Origin of the sequence: Aestuariivirga sp. (assembly GCF_046093005.1) — a bacterium.
GTDB lineage: Bacteria > Pseudomonadota > Alphaproteobacteria > Rhizobiales > Aestuariivirgaceae > Aestuariivirga.
This window is the reverse complement of sequence record NZ_JBJTER010000023.1, coordinates 1-19785: the sequence shown is the minus strand read 5'-3', so window position 1 is coordinate 19785 and position 19785 is coordinate 1. Positions and strand designations below refer to the sequence as shown.

Genomic DNA, 19785 nt, shown 5'->3' with positions numbered 1-19785 from the left:
TGATCGAGCGCTGCTTCAACAAACTCAAGAACTCCCGTAGGCTTGCAACACGATACGACAAGACAACAGAAAGCTATCTCGGTTTCGTTCTCATCGCCTCAGCACGCCTCTGGTGCAGACACTTTGTCAACACCACCTAAGACGCCCAAAGCTCATAATTTTTGAGCGTTAGAACAATTTGCACAACAACAGTAGTCACCCAACAGTTGCTGTACAAGAACAGTATGTACAAGAACGGTAATCACCTGACGGTTGCCGCTCGCTGACGCGGATAAGGCGGCGAGTTATTTGTCGAGTTTCTGGGGTTCTGCTATCTGCTTCTGCTTTGGTTGAGACTTGGGTATGCCGGTGCGGAAAGCGGCCTTCGGCGTCCTGCAGTTCATGCCGCACCGCCGGGTTGCCGGTTACCGCGAATTCCACTGGTTTCAGTCGCTTCAGCCTGGCATGCAGCCCTGGCCGCTGGCCTTATCCGATCAGCCGGTCATAGTCGGCGTGGGTGCCGATCCAGAACCAGATAAGGCCATCGGGGGACTCAACGGCCAGCGTCCGGTAATTGTCGCCAACTCTGGCGGACCAATAGCGGCCGGCTTTCTTGAGCCGGAGGGACGGGTGGCGCGGGTCGGATTTCAGGAGTTCGAAGTTCTTGTCCGCGAGCCGCCTGACGTTCTCCGGCAACCGGTCATAGAGCTGCCAGAAATCCGCTGACGTGAAATGCATTATAGCGGGCGCGTCTTGCCCGCGTGGTGGCTGGCAATTGCCTGGTCCGCCAGCCTGTCAAGACGCCCGGCCCTGGCGTCGGTCTCGATCTGCTTGTCCCATAGATCGGCCTGGAACGCGGCAAACCATTGGGCAAGTTTGGCAACTTCACCGGGGGTGAGGCTGGCGATCTCCTGTTCGATTTTCTCAAGCTTGGTCATAAACGACAGAATAGCATGGACAGTGGAAGCTTTCCACAGGGCGGGGCTGCATCACCTCTTCTTCCCCCGATACGCCCGTGTGCCCGGTTTCCCCGCCGTCGAACTGGCGCGGCGTTCGCCTTTGGGCTGCGGCCAGGCGGCGGTGGCGTCCTTGATGTTGGACTGGCGCACCGTGGGATCGTCGATCACCGCGAGTTCCACGGCTTTGAGCCGCTTCACCTCGTCGCGCAGCCGGGCGGCTTCCTCGAATTCCAGGTTGGCGGCGGCCTCGCGCATGCGCTTTTCCATGTCGGCCAGCACCTTCGCCAGATTGTGGCCCACCAGCGGCGCGCCGTCTTCCATCAGGCCGGCGTCGGCGCGCACATGGTCCTGCTCGTAGACGCTCTTCAGGATGTCGCCGATGTTCTTCTTCACCGATTGCGGGGTGATGCCATTGGCCTTGTTGTAGGCCGTCTGCTTGGCGCGGCGGCGGTCGGTTTCGGCGATCGCCCGCTCCATCGAGCCGGTGATGCTGTCGGCATAGAGGATCACCCGGCCATCGACGTTGCGCGCGGCGCGGCCGATGGTCTGAATGAGCGAGGTCTCGGAGCGCAGGAAGCCTTCCTTGTCGGCGTCGAGAATGGCGACGAGCGCGCATTCCGGAATGTCCAGTCCCTCGCGCAGGAGGTTGATGCCCACCAGCACGTCGAAGGCGCCGAGCCGCAGATCGCGGATGATCTCGATGCGCTCCAGCGTGTCGATGTCGGAATGCATGTAGCGCACCCGGATGCCCTGCTCATGCATATATTCCGTGAGGTCCTCGGCCATGCGCTTGGTGAGCGTGGTGACCAGCACGCGGTAGCCCTTGAGGGCGGTTTCCTTGCACTCGGCCACCAGATCGTCGACCTGGTCCTTCACCGGGCGGATGTCCACCGGCGGATCGATGAGGCCGGTCGGGCGGATCACCTGCTCGGCGAAGACGCCGCCCGTCTGTTTCATCTCCCAGCCGCCGGGGGTGGCCGAGACGCAGACGGTCTGCGGCCGCATCGCGTCCCATTCCTCGAAGCGGAGCGGCCGGTTGTCGATGCAGGAGGGGAGCCGGAAGCCATATTCGGCGAGCGTCGCCTTGCGGTTGAAGTCGCCCCTGAACATGCCGCCGATCTGCGGAATGGTGACGTGGCTTTCATCCACGAACACCAGCGCGTTGTCGGGCAGATATTCGAACAGGGTGGGCGGCGGCTCGCCCGGCTTGCGGCCCGTGAGATAGCGCGAATAATTCTCGATGCCGGCGCAGGAGCCGGTGGCCATCATCATCTCGATGTCGAACATGGTGCGCTGTTCGAGGCGCTGGGCCTCCAGCAGGCGGCCGGCCGCGTTGAACTCGTTGAGCCTGAGGCGCAGGTCGTTCTTGATGCGGGCCACCGCCTGTTCCAGCGTCGGCTTCGGCGTCACGTAATGCGAATTGGAATAGACCTTGATCTGGTCGAGCTCGGCCATTTTCTGGCCGGTGAGCGGATCGAATTCGGAAATCTGCTCGATCTCGTCGCCGAACATCGAGAGACGCCAGGCGCGGTCCTCGAAATGCGAGGGGAACAGCTCCACCGTGTCGCCGCGCACCCGGAAAGCGCCGCGCACGAAATTCTGGTCGTTGCGGCGGTAATGCAGCGCCACGAGATCGGCCAGCAGCTGGCGCTGGGCGATGCGCTGGCCCTTGTTCAGCGCGAAGGCCATGGCCGAATAGGTCTCGACGTCGCCGATGCCGTAGATGCAGGAGACCGAGGCCACCACCACCACGTCGTCGCGCTCGAGGAGCGAGCGCGTGGCGGAATGGCGCATGCGGTCGATCTGCTCGTTGATGGCCGATTCCTTCTCGATATAGGTGTCGCTCCTCGGCACATAGGCCTCGGGCGTGTAGTAGTCGTAATAGGAGACGAAATACTCCACGGCGTTTTCCGGGAAGAAGCTCTGGAACTCGCCATAGAGCTGGGCGGCCAGCGTCTTGTTGGGCGCGAGGATCAGGGCCGGGCGCTGGGTGGCCTCGATCACCTTGGCCATGGTGAAGGTCTTGCCCGAGCCGGTGACGCCCAGCAGCACCTGGTCACGCTCGTGGCGGGCCACACCGGCCACCAGCTCGGCGATGGCCTGCGGCTGGTCGCCCCGCGGCGCGAACTCGGAGACGATGCGCAGCCGCTTGCCCGGCGCCTTGGGCGGCTTCGGCGGCTTGACCGGCGTGAAACCGGCGAGCGGCACGAACTCCGGGCGCAACGGCCCAAGCCCGCCGGTGAAGGGTTCGGCGGAGCCGTCGATGAGCGGCTGCGGTGCTTCCGCGAAGCCGCCGTCCTGGCGTGAGTGTCCCATGACCGGCCAGATATAGACGCTGCGGGCGGTCAGGCCAAGCGCGATAGCCAAACCCAGCGCGGTCTGGCATGACAGCGGCGCATGAACTACCGCCACGCCTATCACGCCGGAAACCACGCCGATGTGCTGAAGCACACGGTGCTGGTGCGGCTTATCGAGCACATGAAGAAAAAGCCGAAGCCGTTCCGGCTGATCGATGCCCATGCCGGGGCCGGTGTCTATGACCTTGCCGGGATCGAGGCCGGCAAGACCGGCGAATCGCAGGGCGGCATCGGCAAGCTGGAAGCGCCCTTCGATCAGGAAACCGAGGCGCTGCTTCAGCCTTATCGGGCGGTGCTGGCGGCGCTCAACCCGCAAGGCGGCCTGCGCTATTATCCGGGCTCGCCGGACCTGGCGCTGCGGCTGATGCGCGATGATGACCGCCTCACCGCCAACGAGTTGCACCCGCAGGACGCGATTGTTCTCGAGCGGCATTTCCTGCGCGAGCCGCGCGCTGACGTCACCAGCATGGATGCCGAAACCTGCCTCAAGGCCAGGCTGCCGCCGCCGGAGCGGCGCGGCATCATCCTCATCGACCCGCCCTATGAGGCGGCGAACGAGGCGGAGAAATCGGTCCGCATGCTGGCGCAAGGCCTGCAGCGCTTTGCCCAGGGCATCTTCGTGCTGTGGTATCCGCTGAAGGCCGATGCGACGGCGGAGACCGTGCTGGCGGGTGTTGCCGGGCTTGGCGCGGATGCGGTGCTGAAGGTGGAACTCCGGGTGCGGGAGGCCTTCGCGGGCGGCGGGCTTGCTGGCTCCGGCCTCGCCATCGTCAACACGCCCTGGCGGCTCGACGCGGAGCTGCGGGTGATGATTCCCGCCCTTGCCGGACGGATGGGCCTCGGCAACTGGGGCCAGGCCACGGTCGCGTGGATTTCACCGCCCAAATGAGGGCCTGAAACCGCCTCCAATGTGTCGCGCCCGCTGCGGCTTGACCTCGCGGGGGGCGGATGTCAAACCCCCGGCCATGACCGACACCGCCCACATCCGCAATTTCTCCATCATTGCCCATATCGACCATGGCAAATCGACGCTGGCCGACCGGCTCATCCAGCTGTGCGGCGCGGTTTCCGACCGCGAGATGGTGGACCAGATCCTCGATTCGATGGACCTTGAGCGCGAGCGCGGCATCACCATCAAGGCCAATACGGTGCGCCTCGACTATACGGCGAGGAACGGCGAGAAATACGTGCTCAACCTGATCGACACGCCGGGGCATGTGGACTTCGCCTATGAAGTGTCGCGCTCGCTCGCCGCCTGCGAGGGCTCGCTCCTTGTGGTTGACGCGAGCCAGGGTGTGGAGGCCCAGACGCTGGCCAATGTCTACCAGGCCATCAACAACAATCACGAGATCGTGCCGGTCCTCAACAAGGTCGATCTTCCCGCCGCCGAACCGGACCGGGTGCGCCAGCAGATCGAGGATGTGATCGGCATCGACGCCTCGGACGCGATTCCGATTTCCGCCAAGACCGGCGTCGGCGTGCCCGACGTGCTCGAGGCCATCGTCCACCGGCTGCCGCCGCCCCGGGGCGAGCGCAACGCGCCGCTGAAGGCGCTGCTCGTCGACAGCTGGTATGACCCTTATCTCGGCGTCGTGGTGCTGGTGCGCATTGTCGACGGCGTGATGAAGAAGGGGATGAAGGTCAGGCTCGTCTCGACCGACGCCGTCTACCAGATCGACCGGCTCGGCGTGTCGAGGCCCAAGAAGGAAAGCGTTGACGCGCTGGGACCAGGCGAGATTGGCTTCTTCACCGCCTCGATCAAGCAGGTGGCCGACACCAGGGTGGGCGATACCGTCGCCGACGAGAAGAACCTCGACGTGACGCCGCTGCCCGGCTTCCGCCCGGCGCAATCGGTGGTGTTCGCGGGCTTCTTCCCCGTCGACGCGGCGCGCTTCGAGGACCTGCGCGACGCCATGGGCAAGCTGCGCCTGAACGACGCCAGCTTCAGCTATGACATGGAAACCTCGGCCGCGCTGGGCTTCGGCTTCCGCTGCGGCTTTCTCGGCCTGCTCCATCTCGAAATCATCCGTGAACGGATCGAACGCGAGTTCAACGTCGACATCATCACCACCGCGCCCTCCGTCATCTACAAGGTGAACCTGCGCGATGGGAGCCAGATCGAGCTGCATAATCCGGTCGATCTGCCCGACCAGACCCTGATCGAATCGATCGAGGAGCCGTGGATCGAGGCCACCATCCTGGTGCCGGACGATTATCTGGGCGCCATCCTCAAGCTCTGCGAGGACCGGCGCGGCCGCCAGAAGCAGCTGACCTATGCCGGAAGCCGCGCCATGGTCGTCTATGAGCTGCCGCTGAACGAGGTGGTGTTCGATTTCTATGACCGGCTGAAATCCGTCTCGCGCGGCTATGCCTCCTTCGACTACAAGATGATCGGCTATGAGGAGGGCGACCTCGTGCGCCTCGGCATCCTGGTCAATGCCGAGCCGGTCGACGCGCTGGCGATGATCGTGCACCGCGGCCGGGCCGAGCAGCGCGGCCGGGTGATGTGCGAGAAGCTGAAGGACCTGATCCCCCGCCACATGTTCCAGATTCCGATTCAGGCGGCGATCGGCGGCAAGATCGTGGCCCGCGAAACGCTGTCGGCGCTGCGCAAGGACGTGACCGCCAAGTGCTATGGCGGCGACATCAGCCGCAAGCGCAAGCTTCTGGACAAGCAGAAGGAAGGCAAGAAGAAGATGCGGCAGTTCGGCAAGGTCGAGATTCCGCAGGAGGCCTTCATCTCGGCGCTGAAGATGGATGCGAATTAGCATTGTAAGCGTTCAATTGCGGGCATCTCGCGCCACATAGTGCTCACGAGGCCCGGACGTGATGCAGGCATTGTCTTCCGTCCGCCACGAAGAGGACGGCCTGGTAGAGCTGGTCTTCCTGTCGTTCATTGCGGGCGCTGGAGCGAAGAGGATGCCGCTGTCGCGCCGTTCCCCGTCTCGTCATGGCCGGGCTTGACCCGGCCATCATCACGGGTGCTGGAGCGAAGAGGATGCCACGGTCGCGCCGTGGCATGACGAATTTGTGGAGGTTTCCCCCGCTCGTCATGGCCGGGCTTGACCCGGCCATCATCACAGACGCTGCGGCCAGAGAAGATGTCACGGTCAAGCGGTGGCATGCGGAGGTTGAGAGACCGGACCTCGCCAGCCCCGATCAGCCCACGAGCCGCCTTGCCGTGCGCAGCGCCGAGATATCCGGTACGCCGGTCACCAGCGCCGGCCGGAAATGACGGGTGAAGGCGTCTGTCGCCTTGCGGGTGCGCTCATCTACGAGGCCGGTGATGGCGATGTCGTAGCCATAGGCTGAGAGCAGCCGCTGGAATTCCAGGAGCCCGGCGGTGGAAAGCGGCGCCGCGTCGGGCTCCGCGGGTGGCGTCCAATGGCCGATGCCTTGCGCATGCAGGAAGCGCCAGTGGAAGCGCTCGCCAGGGTCGATCTTGCGGCCCGGCGCTACATCGGAATGAGCGAGCACATGCCGCGGCGGAATGGCGTGGCGGCTCATGATATCCAGGCACAGACCGGCCACCGCTTCCATCTGCGGCCGCGGAAAATCGCGGTAGAACGGCCCATGGCCGGGATTGTGGAGTTCGATGCCGATCGAACGCGAGTTGGTGTCGGTCTCGCCTTTCCAAAAGGAAGCGCCGGCATGCCAGGCGCGGAACTCCTCGCCCACCATGGCGGTGATCGTGCCGTCCTCGTCGACGAGATAGTGGCAGGAGACCTTGCCATCAGCGCCGCACAGCAAATCGCAGGCCGCCGCGGCGCTGTCCATGCCGGTGTAATGCAGAACGATCATATCGACGGCGCGGCCATGCCGCCGCGGCTCGAAATTGACGGCCGCGCGGCGGCGCATGGGCGGCGCCTTGCCGGTCACGGGGCGCGTTCCTTCATGATGCGGGCATAGGCGGCGTTCACCTTCTGCAGGCGCTCGGTGGCGATGGCGATCATTTCGGCGGGAACGCCGGCGGCGATGTGACGGTCCGGGTGATAGTCGCGCACCAGTTCGCGGTAGCGGCGGCGGATCGCTTCCGTCGTGGCATCACGCGGAACGCCGAGGATCAGATAATCGTCGTGCCGCGGGCTCGCCACGTGCCTCGCCCGGATGCGGGCGAAGTCAGAGTCCGAAAAACCGAAGACGCGGGCTACGTCGGCGAGCAGGCCATTCTCATCCGGGTGGAAGGCGTTGTCGGCCTTGGCGATGTGGAACAAACCGTCCAGCACGTCTTCAAGGATTTCATGGCGGGCCTCGAACAGCCGGGCGATCTGGCGCGCATAGGTCTCGTAACCGGCCACATCCTGCTTGGCGAGGTTGAACACCCTGGCCACGCCGGCAAGTTCGCTCTCCGGCACCTGAAAAACCTGCTTGAAGGCCTTGATCTCGTCCGCGGTGACCACGCCATCGGCCTTGGCCATCTTGGCCCCGAGCGCTATCATGCCGATGGTGAAGCCGACCGATTTCTCCGGCGGCGTGGGATTGCTGGCGGCGAGCGCTTGCAGGAAGGCGCCAACCGATGCGCCGATGGCGGAGAGGGTTTCGGTGATGCGTATCCAGACCGACATGCCGGGCGAGGCGCCGGAGGCCTCAGCGTTGCTTGAAGTAATAGGTCATGTTGAACACCGGCACGTCGACGTCCTGCTGCGAGGCCAGCAGGCGCTCCACATGCCAGGCGCGGCCAGCCGTCCACACGGTGACCCAGACGACCGGAACGATGCCAGCGGCCATCACCGCATACGTGACAAAGTCGGGAACGCCGATGAGCTTGGCGAAGGCCCAGACGGTGGCGACCATGGCCGAGCCGGTGAAGCACAGCATCAGTAAGGTGGCGCCGACCGCGGCCATCAGGCCGCCCGCCCGGCTGAAGCCTTGCGAACCGGCCTTTGGAGGGGCCTCGGGCTTAATGATTTCCTGATCCATGGCGGCTGATATGCGCTGGATGGCCGGGAATTGCAACAGCGCCGCCGGAGCCCGAATCGGCTATTGACGGAGGTCAAGGCGGGTGCCGGTCGGCCTGGCCATGCTGATGGCGATCGAGGGAGACATGCGATGCTGAACAAATGGGCAATAGCGGCGATGATAGCGGTTCTGGCGGTGGGTGGCGTGGGGCACGCGGATGCGAATGGCACGTCGGCCAACACCTTGCTCAGCGAAGGCGTGAGCCTGGAGTTGGGCGAGCGGGACTTCATCAATTACTGCGCCGCCTGCCATGGCGTGGGCGCCAGGGGCGACGGCACCATCGGCGAATTCCTGACCCTGGCAGTGCCCGATCTTACGGAGCTTTCGAAGCGCGATGGCGGCCAGTTTCCCGAGGCGCGGGTGACGGAGGTGATCGACGGCCGCGCCGAGGTTAAGGTGCACGGCATGCGCGACATGCCAGTGTGGGGCGACTGGTTCGACGCCGAAGCGGCCTCCCTTGACATTGACCGCAAGGCGCGCGAACTGATCGTCAATGACCGGATCGCCTCGCTGGTGCTCTACCTCAAGAGCATCCAGGCGCCGTAGGAGACCCTCGGCGGAAGCCAACCGCCCTCGCCTCTCCCTCCCCTCCCCCCGGCGCGCGGCCAGGAGATTGGAAAGCGCTACGGCGGAGCCGGTTCTCTTTCCTCAGGCCGGGCAGTTGTCGCCAGCGCCGCTGGCGAGCGCGCGCCATTCAGCCGAGCATTGGATGGAAGAGCACAGGAAGCCGGCCAGAGTGCGGGACGGAACGGCATGGGCCAGATTCAGCGGCTTGCCGGTGTTGTTGTCATACAGCGTGCTCACCACCATGCCGGCCAGATTGCCATTGGCATCGAACAGCGGGCCTCCGGATTCGCCCTTCTGGGTTGAAAGCCGCAGCACCATGGCGTCAGGGTAGCCGAACTTGGCGTCAGCGCCGCTGTAACGCACGGTCTGGCCAAAACTCTGCGATTCGAACTCGCCCAGCCGCGCGGTATCTCCCTGCTCATGCGGGCGGCCCAGGGAATAGACGAAGGCGCCCCGCGCCAGGCACTTGTTGTCGGCGGGCGTCACCGCCTTGCCGGAAAAGCCCCGCAGCCGGATGATGGCCATGTCGTTGCCCGCGTTCAGCGCCACCACATCGCCGGAATAGACGCGGCCGTTGGCGGCGCGGACCGACACCACGTTGCCTTCGCGCTTGGCGACATGGGCTGCCGTCATCACATAGCCGGTCCCGTCAACCACAAAGCCGCTGCCCGAGGCGACGGGCCTGCCGCGGCGGTTGTCCTTGTCCTGCGCATCCGGGGCGACCGTCTTTGAGACGATGATGGTCACATAGCTCGGCCCCGAGCGGCGCACCAGCCGGGCTACCTGCTCCGTGCTGGCCGTCGCTTCGCCCGGCGGCACGGAAGTTTGCTGCACATTGAAGTTGCGGCTTTCAAGGTCCACGCCCCCTCCGGACTCGCAGGCGGCAAGCACCAGCGCGAGGCAGCAGAGAATGAACGGCGGACGACGGAAAGTAAGCATGAAATGACCGATCAGCGATCTTCTTAGCACAGAATAGGGCGCTGAAATGGCGCGCGACAGGCAATAGCAAAAGAAAACGGCCCGCCGAAGCGGGCCGTTCACACAGAGATGAATCTCGATTAGAAGCGCCAGACCGACACGAAGTCAACCTGGAAGTTCTGGTTGGTGAATTCGAGATCACCAGCCGGATCGCCTTCCAGCTCGAAGGAGCCGTCGGTCTTGTTCTCCCAGTACTCGGCTTCGATACCGAGGGTCAGCTGATCGACGGGATCGTAGTAGATGCCGCCCAACACGCCCCAAGAGGTGCGGTCGAGATCGGTATCGAACGTATCCGTACCGTCCGACAGCTCGGCATTGTCTCCGTCACGGGACTTGTAACCGGCGCCGATTTCAGCGTGGATCGAGTCCGACAGGTTGGCCGAGGCCAGACCTGAAATGCCCCACCACGACTGATTGATCGGGAGCGCATTGGTGATTTCACCACCATTCGGGCTGGAGTTGGAGGCCACCAGTTCGAAGGGGCCTTCACCGAAGGCCGCGCCGAGAGACAGCGAGGCCATGTCGCCGAGCGAGAACGCCAGGCCAGCGCCGATCTGCCAGAGCGCATCACCGCCGAAGGGGCTTTCCTCGCGGTCGCGCCAAACGCCGGAGACCTCGCCATTCACGACGTCGCCAGAGTACTTGACCTCACCGGCGGCGCCCAGCTGGGTGCCGTGAGCGGGCGTGTTGCCGCCGTTGCCAACCCAGCCCGAGTTCACAGTCGCGTCTTCGACGGCGAGGGCCATCGAGAACGGACCGGAGGCGTAGGACAGACGCAGCTGCGTCGTGTCGCCGGGGTTGAAGCCGACATCAGCGCTGTCGGTCAGGTAGCAGGTGCAGGCGCCATCATAGCCGTAGCCGATGTTGCCCAGCGAACCGGCATAACCGCCGCCGAAGGTGAGTTCCGGCGTCATCGACCAATAGCCCCAGGCTACGTCGGAATAGACGTCGCCGCTGCCGTTGCCGTCGAAGTTGGCGCGCAGACGGATGTCCACGCCCACTTCGCCGACCGCGGTGTCGGTCGAGGCCTTCACACGCAGCTGGCCGCGGGCCGGAATGTCGGTGTCGTCGGAGTCTGTGCTGCCAGAGACCTCAAGTTCCTCACCGTTGGCGTCTTTCAGTGACAGATCGTCTTTGGTATTGACGTAGCGGACACCGGCGCGGGCGTAGCCCGACCAGCTGATGGTGGCGCCAGCCGGGGCGTCAGCCGTCGGCAGGACGCTGATGTAGGTCGCCTCATTGCCGTAGCCGGCAGCTTCCTGAGAGGTCAGCGGCAGACCGGGGGTCTCAGACCGGGGGCCCTCAGAGATGGTGAGCAGGCTGTAGCCGGCGGGAACCGCGGGAGCGGCTTCCATGGCAGCCACACGGGCATTGAGGGTTTCGATCTGGGCCTTGAGGGCGTCAAGATCGTCAGCGTGAGCGGCAGCGGAGGTGACAGCGAGAGCCGCACCACCCATAAGCGCCAGCTTAATCGATTTCATATTTGGTTCTCCCAAGCTTGGAGTTTGAGTAGCTCCCCCCATCCCCTGCAAACGGATCCGGAAGGAATGCTCGACGAGGTCGGGCATGCAATCGTTGTCTACTGAAACCGATTGCCGGTCAACGAGAGACGGGGGGCCAGAGGCCACTTTGCAGCGCGATGTGACTCAATTGCCACAGTGAGAATTGGCCCGCCACCGCCGCAGACCAGGGCGAAAAGCTTATTACTATCAAGTTTTTAAACAGACAAAGGGTAAGCTGACCAGCTCCCGGGCCAGGCCAGCGGCGTATCGGCGGCGACCGGCAACGACTGCAATCCAACGCCGTTAACCATTGTGCAACTCTGGCTTGCCCGCCGAATCATCAAACCGCGCAGACCGCTTGTGCGGCGGCAGCAGACCCCGCGCCCAGCCATGGGCCGGATGGTCCCACGCCTGGCAGACAACAAAAAACGGCCCGCCGAAGCGGGCCGTTCCTCAGAGGATCGTGGCAGGATCAGAAGCGCCAGACGGTGACGAAATCGACCGAGAAGTTGGTCGGATCGGACGTCACCCGGAACTCCTCACCGGCCTCATTGGTGATGTCCGCCGACTCATTGGTGGAATAGTATTCCGCTTCGATACCCAGCGTCAGCTGGTCGACCGGATCATAATAGAGGCCACCGAGCACCGCCCACTGATCCCAGTCGATGCCGTCGGTCGTGAGGAGACCAGCCTCAACAGTTTCGATCGAGGCGCTGTCTCCGTCGCGGCTCTTGTAGCCGACTGCGGCTTCAGCATGGATCGCATCCGTCAGGTTGGCCGAGATCAAGCCGGACACACCCCACCAGGACTGATTGTAGGGGATCGCAGAGGTGATTTCGCCAGCATCATTGCTGCCGCTGCCGGCCACCGACTCGAACGGACCTTCACCGAAGGCGCCCGCCAGCGACAGCGTGGCGATGTCGCCCAGGGAGAACGCCATACCGGCACCGATCTGCCAGAGGTCAGTCCAGTCGGCCTCATACTCCGTTCCGTCAACGGTCGCCTTGTTGTCGTCGCGCGCGCGCCACACGCCGGCGATTTCACCGTTGAAGATATCGCCGGAGTACTTGATCTCGCCGGCGGCGCCGAGCTTGTTGGCATGAATACCCTCGTTGCCGGAGTCGCCGACAAACGCGCCGTTGATCGATGCGTCTTCCAGCGCGGCGGCCATCGAGAACGGACCCGAGGCGTAGGACAGACGGAACTGCGTCACGTCGCCGGGGTTGAAGGCCACGTCCGCATTGTCGGTGTAGTAGCAGGTGCAGGCGCCGTCATAGCCGTAGCCGATGTTGCCCAGCGAACCGGCATAACCGCCGCCGAAGGTGAGTTCCGGCGTCATCGACCAATAGCCCCAGGCTACGTCGGAATAGACGTCGCCGTTGCCGTTACCGTCGAAATTGGCGCGCAGACGGATGTCCACGCCCACTTCGCCGACCGCCGTGTCGGTGGAAGCCGTTACGCGGATCTGACCACGGGCCAGCACATCCGTATCGTCGGAGTCACCGGAATCTTCCGGCTCAACCTCTTCCCCGGTCTCCTTGTTCTTGACCTTGAAGTCGGTCGTGGAGTCCTTGTAGACCAGACCAGCCCGGGCATAGCCTGACCAGGTGATGGTGGCGCCAGCCGGGGCGTCAGCCGTCGGCAGAACGCTGATGTAAGTCGCCTTGTCGCCAAACGCGGCAATGGTCGACGCCGTGTCGTTCAGGCCGGGGGTGACGACCCGCGGACCTTCCGAAATGGCCAGCAGGCTGTAACCGGCGGGAACCGCGGGTGCGGCTTCCATGGCGGCCACACGGGCATTGAGGGTTTCGATCTGGGCCTTGAGGGCATCAAGATCGTCAGCGTGAGCAGCAGCGGAGGTTACGGCGAGAGCCGCACCGCCCATGAGCGCCAGCTTAATTGACTTCATTATGGTTCTCCCAAGCTTGGAGTTTGAGTAGCCCCCCATCCCCTGCAAACGGATCCGGAAGGAATGCACGATCAGATCGGGCATGGCGTTGTTGTCATCTCAAACGGCCGAATAAGCAACTTTCGAATGCATATTGATGCCCAGTTTGTCGCCCGTCGTTGCGCGAATGCCACAGTTTTGCGGCTGAAAAAGATAATGAAATCAATTTCATAGACTGAAGTGTATATGAAAACGATTGTTGGTCCCGCCCAAATCCTGATTCGCCTGGCGCTGATTTGCGTTCGCGCACGATGCAACTGAAAGGCTCGGTTTCAGTCAGGCCGGTTCTTGATCCGGGTTATTGCGAGCGGGCGGATGGCGGGCGCGGGATGGATCAGGCAGCGCGGCTGAGGTGCCCCAGCCCCAGAACCCGGCAAATGGCATAGACCAGTTCGGCGCGGTTCAGGGTGTAGAAATGGAAATGCGTCACGCCTTCGCGGCGCAGCGCATCAACCTGTTCCGCGGCCACCATGGCGGCCACCAGGTTGCGGGTTTCGGGATCATCGTCCAGGCCCTCGAAGCGGCGGGCCAGGGCCGGTGGAATATGCGCGCCGCATTTGGCCGCGAATTCGCTCACCCGCGTGAAGGAGGTGATGGGCAGGATGCCCGGCACCAGCTCGATGCCGATGCCGCGCGCGGCGATGCGGTCGCGCAGCCGCAGGAAGAAGGGGTTATGAAAGAAGAACTGCGAGATGGCGCGGGTTGCGCCATGCTCCGCCTTGTCGGCCATGAAGGCCAGGTCTTCCTCAATCGACACCGACTCGGGGTGACGTTCGGGATAGGCCGAGACCGAAATCTCGAAATCTCCCAGCGCGCGGATGCCGCGCACCAGATCGGCGGCGTTGCGATAGCCTTCGGGGTGCGGTGTGAAGCGATTGCCCAACCCGCCTGGCGGATCGCCGCGCAAGGCCACGATGTGGCGGACGCCCGCCGCCGCGAAATCCCTGACCGTGGCATCGACCTCCGCCCGGCTTGCGCCGACGCAGGTCAGATGCGCGGCGGGCTTGAGGCCGGTGCGCTGGGCGATGCGGGCGGCGGTGGCCAGGGTGCGCTCCCGCGTTGTGCCGCCGGCGCCATAGGTAACGGAGACGAAACGCGGCGCCACGGTTTCGAGCTTGGCGATGGTGCGCCAGAAACCGTCCTCGGCTTCGGGTTTTGGCGGAAAGAACTCGAAGGACACGGAGATGCCGGAAACGTCCTCGGCGAAAGCGATCATCTGACGCGATCTTTCCTGGTGGGGGCCGCCTGCGCGGGTTCAGGCGCGGTGGCGAGCCAAAGCGAAACGGTGAGGCCCTTGCCCTGCGGCCGCCACGGCGGCGGCAGCACATCGTGCTGGGCAAGCGCGAGGCCGGCGCGCGCCAGCCATTGCGCCATCTGCTCGGCGGCAATGCCAAGGCGGCGATGGGCGTGTTCGGCGCGCAGCTCGTCAAGCTCATGAGGCGCGAAATCGACGATCAACAGGCGGCCGCCCGGCTCCAGAATACGCGCCGCCTCTGCCAGCGCCCGGGCGGGGTCTTCAAGAAAGTGCATCACCTGGTGGATGGTGACGAAATCGGCAAAACCATCGGGAAAAGGCAGGGCATAAATCTCGCCGTGCCGCACCTGGGCATGGCGGACGCCGTCCTTTGCAAGGTTGACCCGGGCGATGGCCAGCATGTCGCGGCTCGAATCGATGCCGATCGATTGCTGCGCGCGGGCGACAAACCGGCGCAGCACCGCGCCAGTGCCGGTGCCGAGGTCGACATGCAGGCGGATCGAATCGCTTCCCGCCAGGCGGACCATGGCCTGCTCAACGTCTTCTTCGCGGACATGCAGCGACCGCAACTGCTCCCAGCGCGCAGCATTCTCGGCGAAATAGCGGGCGGCGGCCTCGGCCCGGCGGGCGCGAATCTCCTCCAGACGCGCCAGGTCGCCGGCCAGCACCGGATCGGCGCCGGGCAGCAGGTCGACGATGGCGCGGGCCAGGGCCGCGCCCATGTCCTGCTCGCGCAGCCGGAACAGCACCCAGTTTCCGTCCTTGTGGCGGCTGATCAGCCCGGCTTCGGCCATCAGCTTGAGGTGGCGGCTGACGCGCGGCTGGCTCTGGCCCAGGATCTGGGTCAGTTCGCTGACATTGGCCTCGCCATGGGCCAAAATGAACAGGATACGCACCCGCGTGGCTTCGGCGGCGGCGCGCAGTCCCGACAGTAACTCATCCATCTCGCCAATCCTTATAATCATATAAACATATCTTTATATGAATTGCAACGGCACCCATGAAGAAATCTTTCAAGCCATTTGTGACGCAAGGTTTTGTTGAGCAGCATCTTGCATTTGCGCAGATTTTCACCACTATTAAGACAGGGGCCACTATCGCGCTGGCCCTGAGATGGAGGTTCGATGAGCGTTGGGGATGACTGGCGGCTGAGCAAACGTCAGCTGCTGATCACAGCTGCGGCAGCGTTCCTGGGGATGAACGGGCCGGCAGCGGCGAGTACGGCGGCTGAGGACTATGTCACCCGCATCGCCAAGGACGTGATGAATCTTGCCAATCAAGGAAAGAAAGGACCAGCGCTGCGTTCCAAGTTCGCGGCGCTGATGAACCGTTACGTTAACATCAAAGCCATCGCCGATTATGCGCTGGGCCCCTATGCGAGGAAGCTGCCCGCCGGCAAGCGTGAAGAATTCTACCAGCTGGTGAGCAACTACGCCGCGGCGCTGTTCGTCTATTACGTGGAGGATTTCCGCGGCACAGAGCTGGAAATCGTCTCTACCAGTAAGCAGGGCAAATTTACGGTGATCCAGAGCCAGATTACCGGCAGCGGCGGGCGCGAGCAGGTGCGCTGGCGGCTGGCGTCGTCAGGCGGCGGGTTCCGGGTCAATGACGTCAACATCAAGGGCGTGTGGCTGACCATCGCCATGAAGGACAGGTTCAGCAAGGTGCTGAAAGCCTCCAAAGGCGATTTCGGCCCGCTGTTCGCGGAACTGCGCGAGGCGGAAACCTGGTAGCTTCGGGCCGGCCGTGTTGACGGCCCCCGATCGTCTCCGATATGCGAAGTGGAGATGATCTGCGGAAAGCGAATCATGCCGAAACTCCGGTTATCCAAGCAGGCGGTCTTGACGCGCCGCGCCGCGCTCACCGGCGCGCTTTCGCTGCTGGCCGCGCCAGCACTGGCGGCAGCCTCGGGTCCGGCGCTCTCCTACATGCGCAAAGTGGCGAAGGACATGCTCAACGCCCACCGCCAGGGTACGGTGGCCAGCTTTAAGCGCGCCATTCTCCGCCACGCCGACGTGGCGGGCATCGCCGATTACTCCCTTGGCCAATACCGTTCCAAGCTGCCAGCCGGGCAGAAGAAGGCCTATTACGCCGGAACCGCCACGTTCATGGCGCGCTATTTCGCCGACCAGTCACGCGAATATGTGGTCGCCAAATATGAGATCGGCGAGGCCAGGGAAGACGGCAAGGACGTGAACATCCAGACCAAAGTGTTCCTGATGAACGGCCAGTCCTATACGGTCGTGTGGCGTCTGTCGCCAAGCGGCGGCGGTTTCAAGGTGGCGGACGCCAAAGTCCTGGGCTTCTCGCTGATTTATCTGCAGCGCGGCATTTTCACATCGTTTCTCTCGAAGCGGAACGGCAACGTGGCGGAGCTCGTGGCGGCGCTCAACCGTTAGAAGAGAACCGGCACGGCGGTGTTCGGCCGCGATGCCGGGGGTAATCGCTCGATGAAGACCGCGAACAGCCATGTGGCGCATGGGCGGCGGACCGCCGCGCACTGGGGCCGCGGGCGATCAGTTATTCGCATCTCAAACCACACAATGCTCATCATGCCCGGACTTGATCCGGGCATGTTCTTGCCGCCGCCGCGAAGAGGATTGCCAGCTCAAGCCGGGCAATGACGCGAGTGTTTGCTTGGAACACCTGCATTCAATCGATCACCCGCCGCTCTAACCCTTATCCACCGCCGCCAGCCAGCGGTCGATGGCGGCGAGGCTCTCCGGCTCATCGAGAAACGGCACGTGGCCGCGGTTCTTCACGGTCACGCTGTCCAGTCGCCTGAGGTGCGCGTGCATGGCCGTCACGGTCGCGGCGCTCAGGATGTCGGAGTTCTCTCCCCGCACCACGAGGGCGGGCACATTCGCCAGCAGACCGGCCAGCTTCCAGAGTTCCGGCACTTTTCCGGCTTCGATGTCGGAAGCGCTTGGGAAGGTGGCAGCCAGGGCGGGGTCGTAATCGGCGCGCAACACGCCGGCCTCCTCGCGGAAGAGACGCTGGGCGAAAGCCAGCCATTGTGCCTCGCTGAGGCCGGGAAAGCCGGGATTGGCGGCTTTCACCGCCGCCACCGCCTGTTCCCAGGTCGAAACCGTCCGGTCCTCGCCCAGATAGCCGCGGATGCGCAGCAGGCCTGCCGTTTCAGCCCGCGGGCCGATGTCATTGAACAACACGCCGGCCATGCGCGGCATGGCGCGCGCCGCCATCACCATCGCCGCGATGCCGCCGCGCGAGGTGCCGATCACCGCGAAGCGCGCGATCCCCAGCCGGTCGATTACCGCAAGCGTATCGGCCACCTCCTGATCGGGCCGGTAGGTGGCGGGATCGGCCCGGCCGCTCCGGCCGCGGCCACGGAAATCGATCGTGACCACCCGGCGGGTCTCCGCGAGACGGGGCGCTAGGGTCTCGAAGTCCCTTGAATTGCGGGAGAAGCCCGGAAGGCAGATGGCGGGCGTCAGGGGTGAACCTGGCGGCCCATAGTCTCGCGCATAAAGGCGGGTGCCGTCGGCGGCGGTGACAAAATGCTCGGTGAACGGCAAAGCCGGGCTCAGTCGCAGCCGGTGATCAGGCTGGTCAGCGACTTGCGCGCGCAGTCCGGCTCCGCCGGTTTCTCCGCCTCGCTGGCAATCTCGGCCGGCGCCGAGGTCGACGCCACGCTGAGGCTGTCGGTGCGCGCGCCGCGCATCAGATCCGCCGTCATTGGCCGCACCGTCTTGGGGGCGAGCCTGGAGCGGTAGATATGAAGGTTCTGCATGACCTTCTGCACATATTGCCGGGTTTCCTGGAACGGGATCGATTCGACCCAGTCGATCGGATCAACCTCGCCGGCGCGGAAATCGCCATATTCCGCCAGCCATTCGCGCACGCGGCGCGGCCCGGCATTATAGGCCACCAGCGTGAGCACGTAGGAGCCACCGTAGTCGGCAATGAGATCGCCGAGATGGGCGGCGCCAAGCTTCACATTGTATTCGGGGTCCATCAGCTGGTCCGGAGAATGCTTGATGCCGTGCTGCTTGGCGATCAGCTTGGCGGTACCGGGCATGATCTGCATCAGGCCCTGGGCGCCGACCCGGCTGCCGGCCTTGGGGTTGAATTCGCTCTCCTGCCGGGCCAGCGCGAACACCAGCGGCCGTTCGACCGGCTTGCCGATCTGCTTCCAGTCCGGCAGCGCGCGGATCGGATAGCCCCACGAGTCGATGTCGATGTTGCGCTGCGCGGCGGCCTTGGCGAGGCGCACCGCCATGGTGGCGCCGCCCTCCCGCCACACGATGCTGGCCACCGCGTTCATTTCGTCGGTGTTCTCGAAGCGGTTGGCGAAGGACCACAGGAACATATAGAGCGCACTGTCGTCGGCGGCCTCGGCCATGATCTCGAAGGCGCGCACCACCTCATCCTTCGCGACCTTGGCTTCCGCCGCGCCGGAGGCCTTGCCGCTCTCGATTTCCTCGGGAACCTTGCCCAGCCCGATCTTCTCGCGCGCCAGCTGCCCGTAATAGACGGTCGAATAACGCGAGGCAGCGGTATAGGCGGCCTTCGCCTCGGCCTTGTTGCCCATCGCCTCCTGCGCGCGGCCGGTCCAGTAGCCGGCCCTCGCCTTTTCGGTGCGGCTTTCGGCCAGTTCGGCAAGCCGCTGGAAGTGCCTGAGGCTGGTTTCGGGGTCCTTCAGGTAGCGGAGCGCGATCCAGCCCGCCAGGAACTCGCCTTCCAGCGCCTCCTCGCCCTCGGCAAAGCCGTGGGCGCGGGCGATCTGGTAGCCGGCTTTGGCGGACTTGGTATGGCTGATCCCGACCGAGTGCCGGGCCACGATGCGCCGCTCCACCCACCAGGCCCCGGCATCGCCCATCTTGGCCTTGTCGGCCGGCACCTCGAGCAGAATGGCGCGCGCCTTGGCGTAGTTTTCGGTGCTGCGATAATAGCGGGTCAAGGCGTATTTCATGGCCAGCGCCTCGCGCATGGCGGCGGGCAGCTTGGCATAGAGCTTGTCGGCGCCACTCTCGCGGCGGATCAGTTTCTGGGCCACCGCCGCGGCCGTCTGGTAATCGCCGGATAAGCGCTTGGCGGCGCGGATCGCGGCGTTGGTTTCCTGGGCATAGACCAGCCGCCACAACCGGCGCTTGTGGTCATCGGCGTCCAGCATCTTGCCGAATTCGGAGGCCACGGCTTTTTCGAGCTCGGGCGTGATTTCGGCGTTCAGCCATACCGTCTCGAACTGGCCGAAAGCCGCACCGAAAAGGCGAGGGCCGGCTACTGGACCGGCCGCGCGCAGGAGGCGATGGGCAACAAG

The 19785-nt window shown here is 64.3% G+C and carries 18 protein-coding genes and 1 pseudogene; 6 read left to right on the top strand and 13 right to left on the bottom strand.

Features of this window, described 5'->3' with window-relative positions:
- A pseudogene (locus ACKOED_RS01340) lies at window positions 1-140 on the top strand (IS5/IS1182 family transposase); the annotation flags it as partial.
- 325 nt (window positions 141-465) lie between these two features.
- Here ACKOED_RS01340 and ACKOED_RS01335 read toward each other — a convergent pair.
- From ACKOED_RS01335 to uvrB, 3 genes are read right to left on the bottom strand one after another with little or no spacing between them, the layout of a single operon-like run.
- Window positions 466-717, bottom strand: coding sequence for a type II toxin-antitoxin system RelE family toxin (locus ACKOED_RS01335; protein WP_408914774.1), 252 nt, complete (start codon window positions 715-717; stop codon window positions 466-468).
- Window positions 717-917: a hypothetical protein gene (locus tag ACKOED_RS01330; protein ID WP_408914773.1), complete on the bottom strand. Its 201-nt coding sequence runs from the start codon at window positions 915-917 to the stop codon at window positions 717-719. The genes ACKOED_RS01335 and ACKOED_RS01330 overlap by 1 nt, the downstream gene beginning before the upstream one ends.
- A gap of 51 nt (window positions 918-968) precedes the next feature.
- The gene (uvrB, locus tag ACKOED_RS01325; RefSeq protein ID WP_408914772.1) at window positions 969-3350 is read right to left on the bottom strand and encodes an excinuclease ABC subunit UvrB; all 2382 of its coding nucleotides are present in this window, start codon (window positions 3348-3350) and stop codon (window positions 969-971) included.
- On the opposite strand from uvrB, the gene ACKOED_RS01320 reads away from it, so the two are divergent.
- Together ACKOED_RS01320 and lepA are read left to right on the top strand one after the other, a co-directional pair.
- Complete coding sequence (locus ACKOED_RS01320; protein ID WP_408914771.1) at window positions 3336-4184, top strand: 23S rRNA (adenine(2030)-N(6))-methyltransferase RlmJ; 849 nt, start codon at window positions 3336-3338, stop codon at window positions 4182-4184. The two genes, uvrB and ACKOED_RS01320, sit on opposite strands and share 15 nt — an antisense overlap.
- 76 nt (window positions 4185-4260) lie before the next feature.
- Window positions 4261-6063 carry a translation elongation factor 4 gene (gene lepA, locus ACKOED_RS01315; RefSeq protein WP_408914770.1) on the top strand — a complete coding sequence of 601 codons (1803 nt, stop codon included), beginning with the start codon at window positions 4261-4263 and terminating at the stop codon, window positions 6061-6063.
- A 391-nt stretch (window positions 6064-6454) separates the two neighbouring features.
- On the opposite strand, the gene ACKOED_RS01310 is transcribed toward lepA, so the two are convergent.
- Genes ACKOED_RS01310 through ACKOED_RS01300 form a run of 3 tightly spaced genes read right to left on the bottom strand, consistent with a single transcriptional unit; the run spans window position 6455 to window position 8215 of the window.
- Complete coding sequence (locus ACKOED_RS01310; RefSeq protein WP_408914769.1) at window positions 6455-7174, bottom strand: N-acetylmuramoyl-L-alanine amidase; 720 nt, start codon at window positions 7172-7174, stop codon at window positions 6455-6457.
- Entirely contained in the window at window positions 7171-7860 is a 690-nt protein-coding gene (locus ACKOED_RS01305; protein WP_408914768.1) for a TerB family tellurite resistance protein, read from the bottom strand. Before ACKOED_RS01305 ends, ACKOED_RS01310 begins: the two co-directional genes overlap by 4 nt.
- A gap of 22 nt (window positions 7861-7882) precedes the next feature.
- Window positions 7883-8215, bottom strand: a complete 333-nt coding sequence (locus tag ACKOED_RS01300) for a hypothetical protein (protein WP_408914767.1) — start codon at window positions 8213-8215, stop codon at window positions 7883-7885.
- 129 nt (window positions 8216-8344) lie between these two features.
- Here ACKOED_RS01300 and ACKOED_RS01295 point away from each other — a divergent pair, with 129 nt between their 5' ends.
- The gene (locus tag ACKOED_RS01295; protein ID WP_408914766.1) at window positions 8345-8800 is read left to right on the top strand and encodes a c-type cytochrome; all 456 of its coding nucleotides are present in this window, start codon (window positions 8345-8347) and stop codon (window positions 8798-8800) included.
- Window positions 8801-8902: 102 nt separating this feature from the next.
- On the opposite strand, the gene ACKOED_RS01290 is transcribed toward ACKOED_RS01295, so the two are convergent.
- From ACKOED_RS01290 to ACKOED_RS01270, 5 genes are all read right to left on the bottom strand, one after another.
- Window positions 8903-9760: a serine protease gene (locus ACKOED_RS01290; protein WP_408914765.1), complete on the bottom strand. Its 858-nt coding sequence runs from the start codon at window positions 9758-9760 to the stop codon at window positions 8903-8905.
- Between the two features lie 119 nt (window positions 9761-9879).
- The gene (locus ACKOED_RS01285) at window positions 9880-11280 is read right to left on the bottom strand and encodes a porin (protein WP_408914764.1); all 1401 of its coding nucleotides are present in this window, start codon (window positions 11278-11280) and stop codon (window positions 9880-9882) included.
- A 493-nt stretch (window positions 11281-11773) separates the two neighbouring features.
- Window positions 11774-13210, bottom strand: a complete 1437-nt coding sequence (locus ACKOED_RS01280; RefSeq protein WP_408914763.1) for a hypothetical protein — start codon at window positions 13208-13210, stop codon at window positions 11774-11776.
- Window positions 13211-13583: 373 nt separating this feature from the next.
- Complete coding sequence (gene metF / locus ACKOED_RS01275) at window positions 13584-14465, bottom strand: methylenetetrahydrofolate reductase [NAD(P)H] (protein ID WP_408914762.1); 882 nt, start codon at window positions 14463-14465, stop codon at window positions 13584-13586.
- Window positions 14462-15448, bottom strand: a complete 987-nt coding sequence (locus ACKOED_RS01270; RefSeq protein ID WP_408914761.1) for a metalloregulator ArsR/SmtB family transcription factor — start codon at window positions 15446-15448, stop codon at window positions 14462-14464. The genes metF and ACKOED_RS01270 overlap by 4 nt, the downstream gene beginning before the upstream one ends.
- 180 nt (window positions 15449-15628) lie before the next feature.
- Here ACKOED_RS01270 and ACKOED_RS01265 point away from each other — a divergent pair, with 180 nt between their 5' ends.
- Together ACKOED_RS01265 and ACKOED_RS01260 are read left to right on the top strand one after the other, a co-directional pair.
- Window positions 15629-16237 (top strand): phospholipid-binding protein MlaC, encoded by a 609-nt coding sequence (locus ACKOED_RS01265; RefSeq protein ID WP_408914760.1) that lies wholly within the window; start codon window positions 15629-15631, stop codon window positions 16235-16237.
- 75 nt (window positions 16238-16312) lie between these two features.
- The gene (locus ACKOED_RS01260; RefSeq protein ID WP_408914759.1) at window positions 16313-16903 is read left to right on the top strand and encodes an ABC transporter substrate-binding protein; all 591 of its coding nucleotides are present in this window, start codon (window positions 16313-16315) and stop codon (window positions 16901-16903) included.
- Window positions 16904-17176: 273 nt separating this feature from the next.
- On the opposite strand, the gene ACKOED_RS01255 is transcribed toward ACKOED_RS01260, so the two are convergent.
- Together ACKOED_RS01255 and ACKOED_RS01250 are read right to left on the bottom strand one after the other, a co-directional pair.
- Window positions 17177-18040 carry an alpha/beta fold hydrolase gene (locus ACKOED_RS01255; RefSeq protein ID WP_408914758.1) on the bottom strand — a complete coding sequence of 288 codons (864 nt, stop codon included), beginning with the start codon at window positions 18038-18040 and terminating at the stop codon, window positions 17177-17179.
- Between the two features lie 8 nt (window positions 18041-18048).
- On the bottom strand, window positions 18049-19785 hold a 1737-nt coding region (locus ACKOED_RS01250), incomplete at its 5' end, for a lytic transglycosylase domain-containing protein (RefSeq protein ID WP_408914757.1).

Coding starts and splice junctions, on each gene's coding strand:
- ACKOED_RS01305 (WP_408914768.1), bottom strand. CDS start 7,860: ATGTCGGTCTGGATACGCATCACCGAAACCCTCTCCGCCATCGGCGCA.
- ACKOED_RS01280 (WP_408914763.1), bottom strand. CDS start 13,210: ATGAAGTCAATTAAGCTGGCGCTCATGGGCGGTGCGGCTCTCGCCGTA.
- ACKOED_RS01290 (WP_408914765.1), bottom strand. CDS start 9,760: ATGCTTACTTTCCGTCGTCCGCCGTTCATTCTCTGCTGCCTCGCGCTG.
- ACKOED_RS01260 (WP_408914759.1), top strand. CDS start 16,313: ATGCCGAAACTCCGGTTATCCAAGCAGGCGGTCTTGACGCGCCGCGCC.
- ACKOED_RS01285 (WP_408914764.1), bottom strand. CDS start 11,280: ATGAAATCGATTAAGCTGGCGCTTATGGGTGGTGCGGCTCTCGCTGTC.
- ACKOED_RS01320 (WP_408914771.1), top strand. CDS start 3,336: ATGAACTACCGCCACGCCTATCACGCCGGAAACCACGCCGATGTGCTG.
- lepA (WP_408914770.1), top strand. CDS start 4,261: ATGACCGACACCGCCCACATCCGCAATTTCTCCATCATTGCCCATATC.
- ACKOED_RS01335 (WP_408914774.1), bottom strand. CDS start 717: ATGCATTTCACGTCAGCGGATTTCTGGCAGCTCTATGACCGGTTGCCG.
- metF (WP_408914762.1), bottom strand. CDS start 14,465: ATGATCGCTTTCGCCGAGGACGTTTCCGGCATCTCCGTGTCCTTCGAG.
- ACKOED_RS01330 (WP_408914773.1), bottom strand. CDS start 917: ATGACCAAGCTTGAGAAAATCGAACAGGAGATCGCCAGCCTCACCCCC.
- ACKOED_RS01295 (WP_408914766.1), top strand. CDS start 8,345: ATGCTGAACAAATGGGCAATAGCGGCGATGATAGCGGTTCTGGCGGTG.
- ACKOED_RS01265 (WP_408914760.1), top strand. CDS start 15,629: ATGAGCGTTGGGGATGACTGGCGGCTGAGCAAACGTCAGCTGCTGATC.
- ACKOED_RS01300 (WP_408914767.1), bottom strand. CDS start 8,215: ATGGATCAGGAAATCATTAAGCCCGAGGCCCCTCCAAAGGCCGGTTCG.
- ACKOED_RS01270 (WP_408914761.1), bottom strand. CDS start 15,448: ATGGATGAGTTACTGTCGGGACTGCGCGCCGCCGCCGAAGCCACGCGG.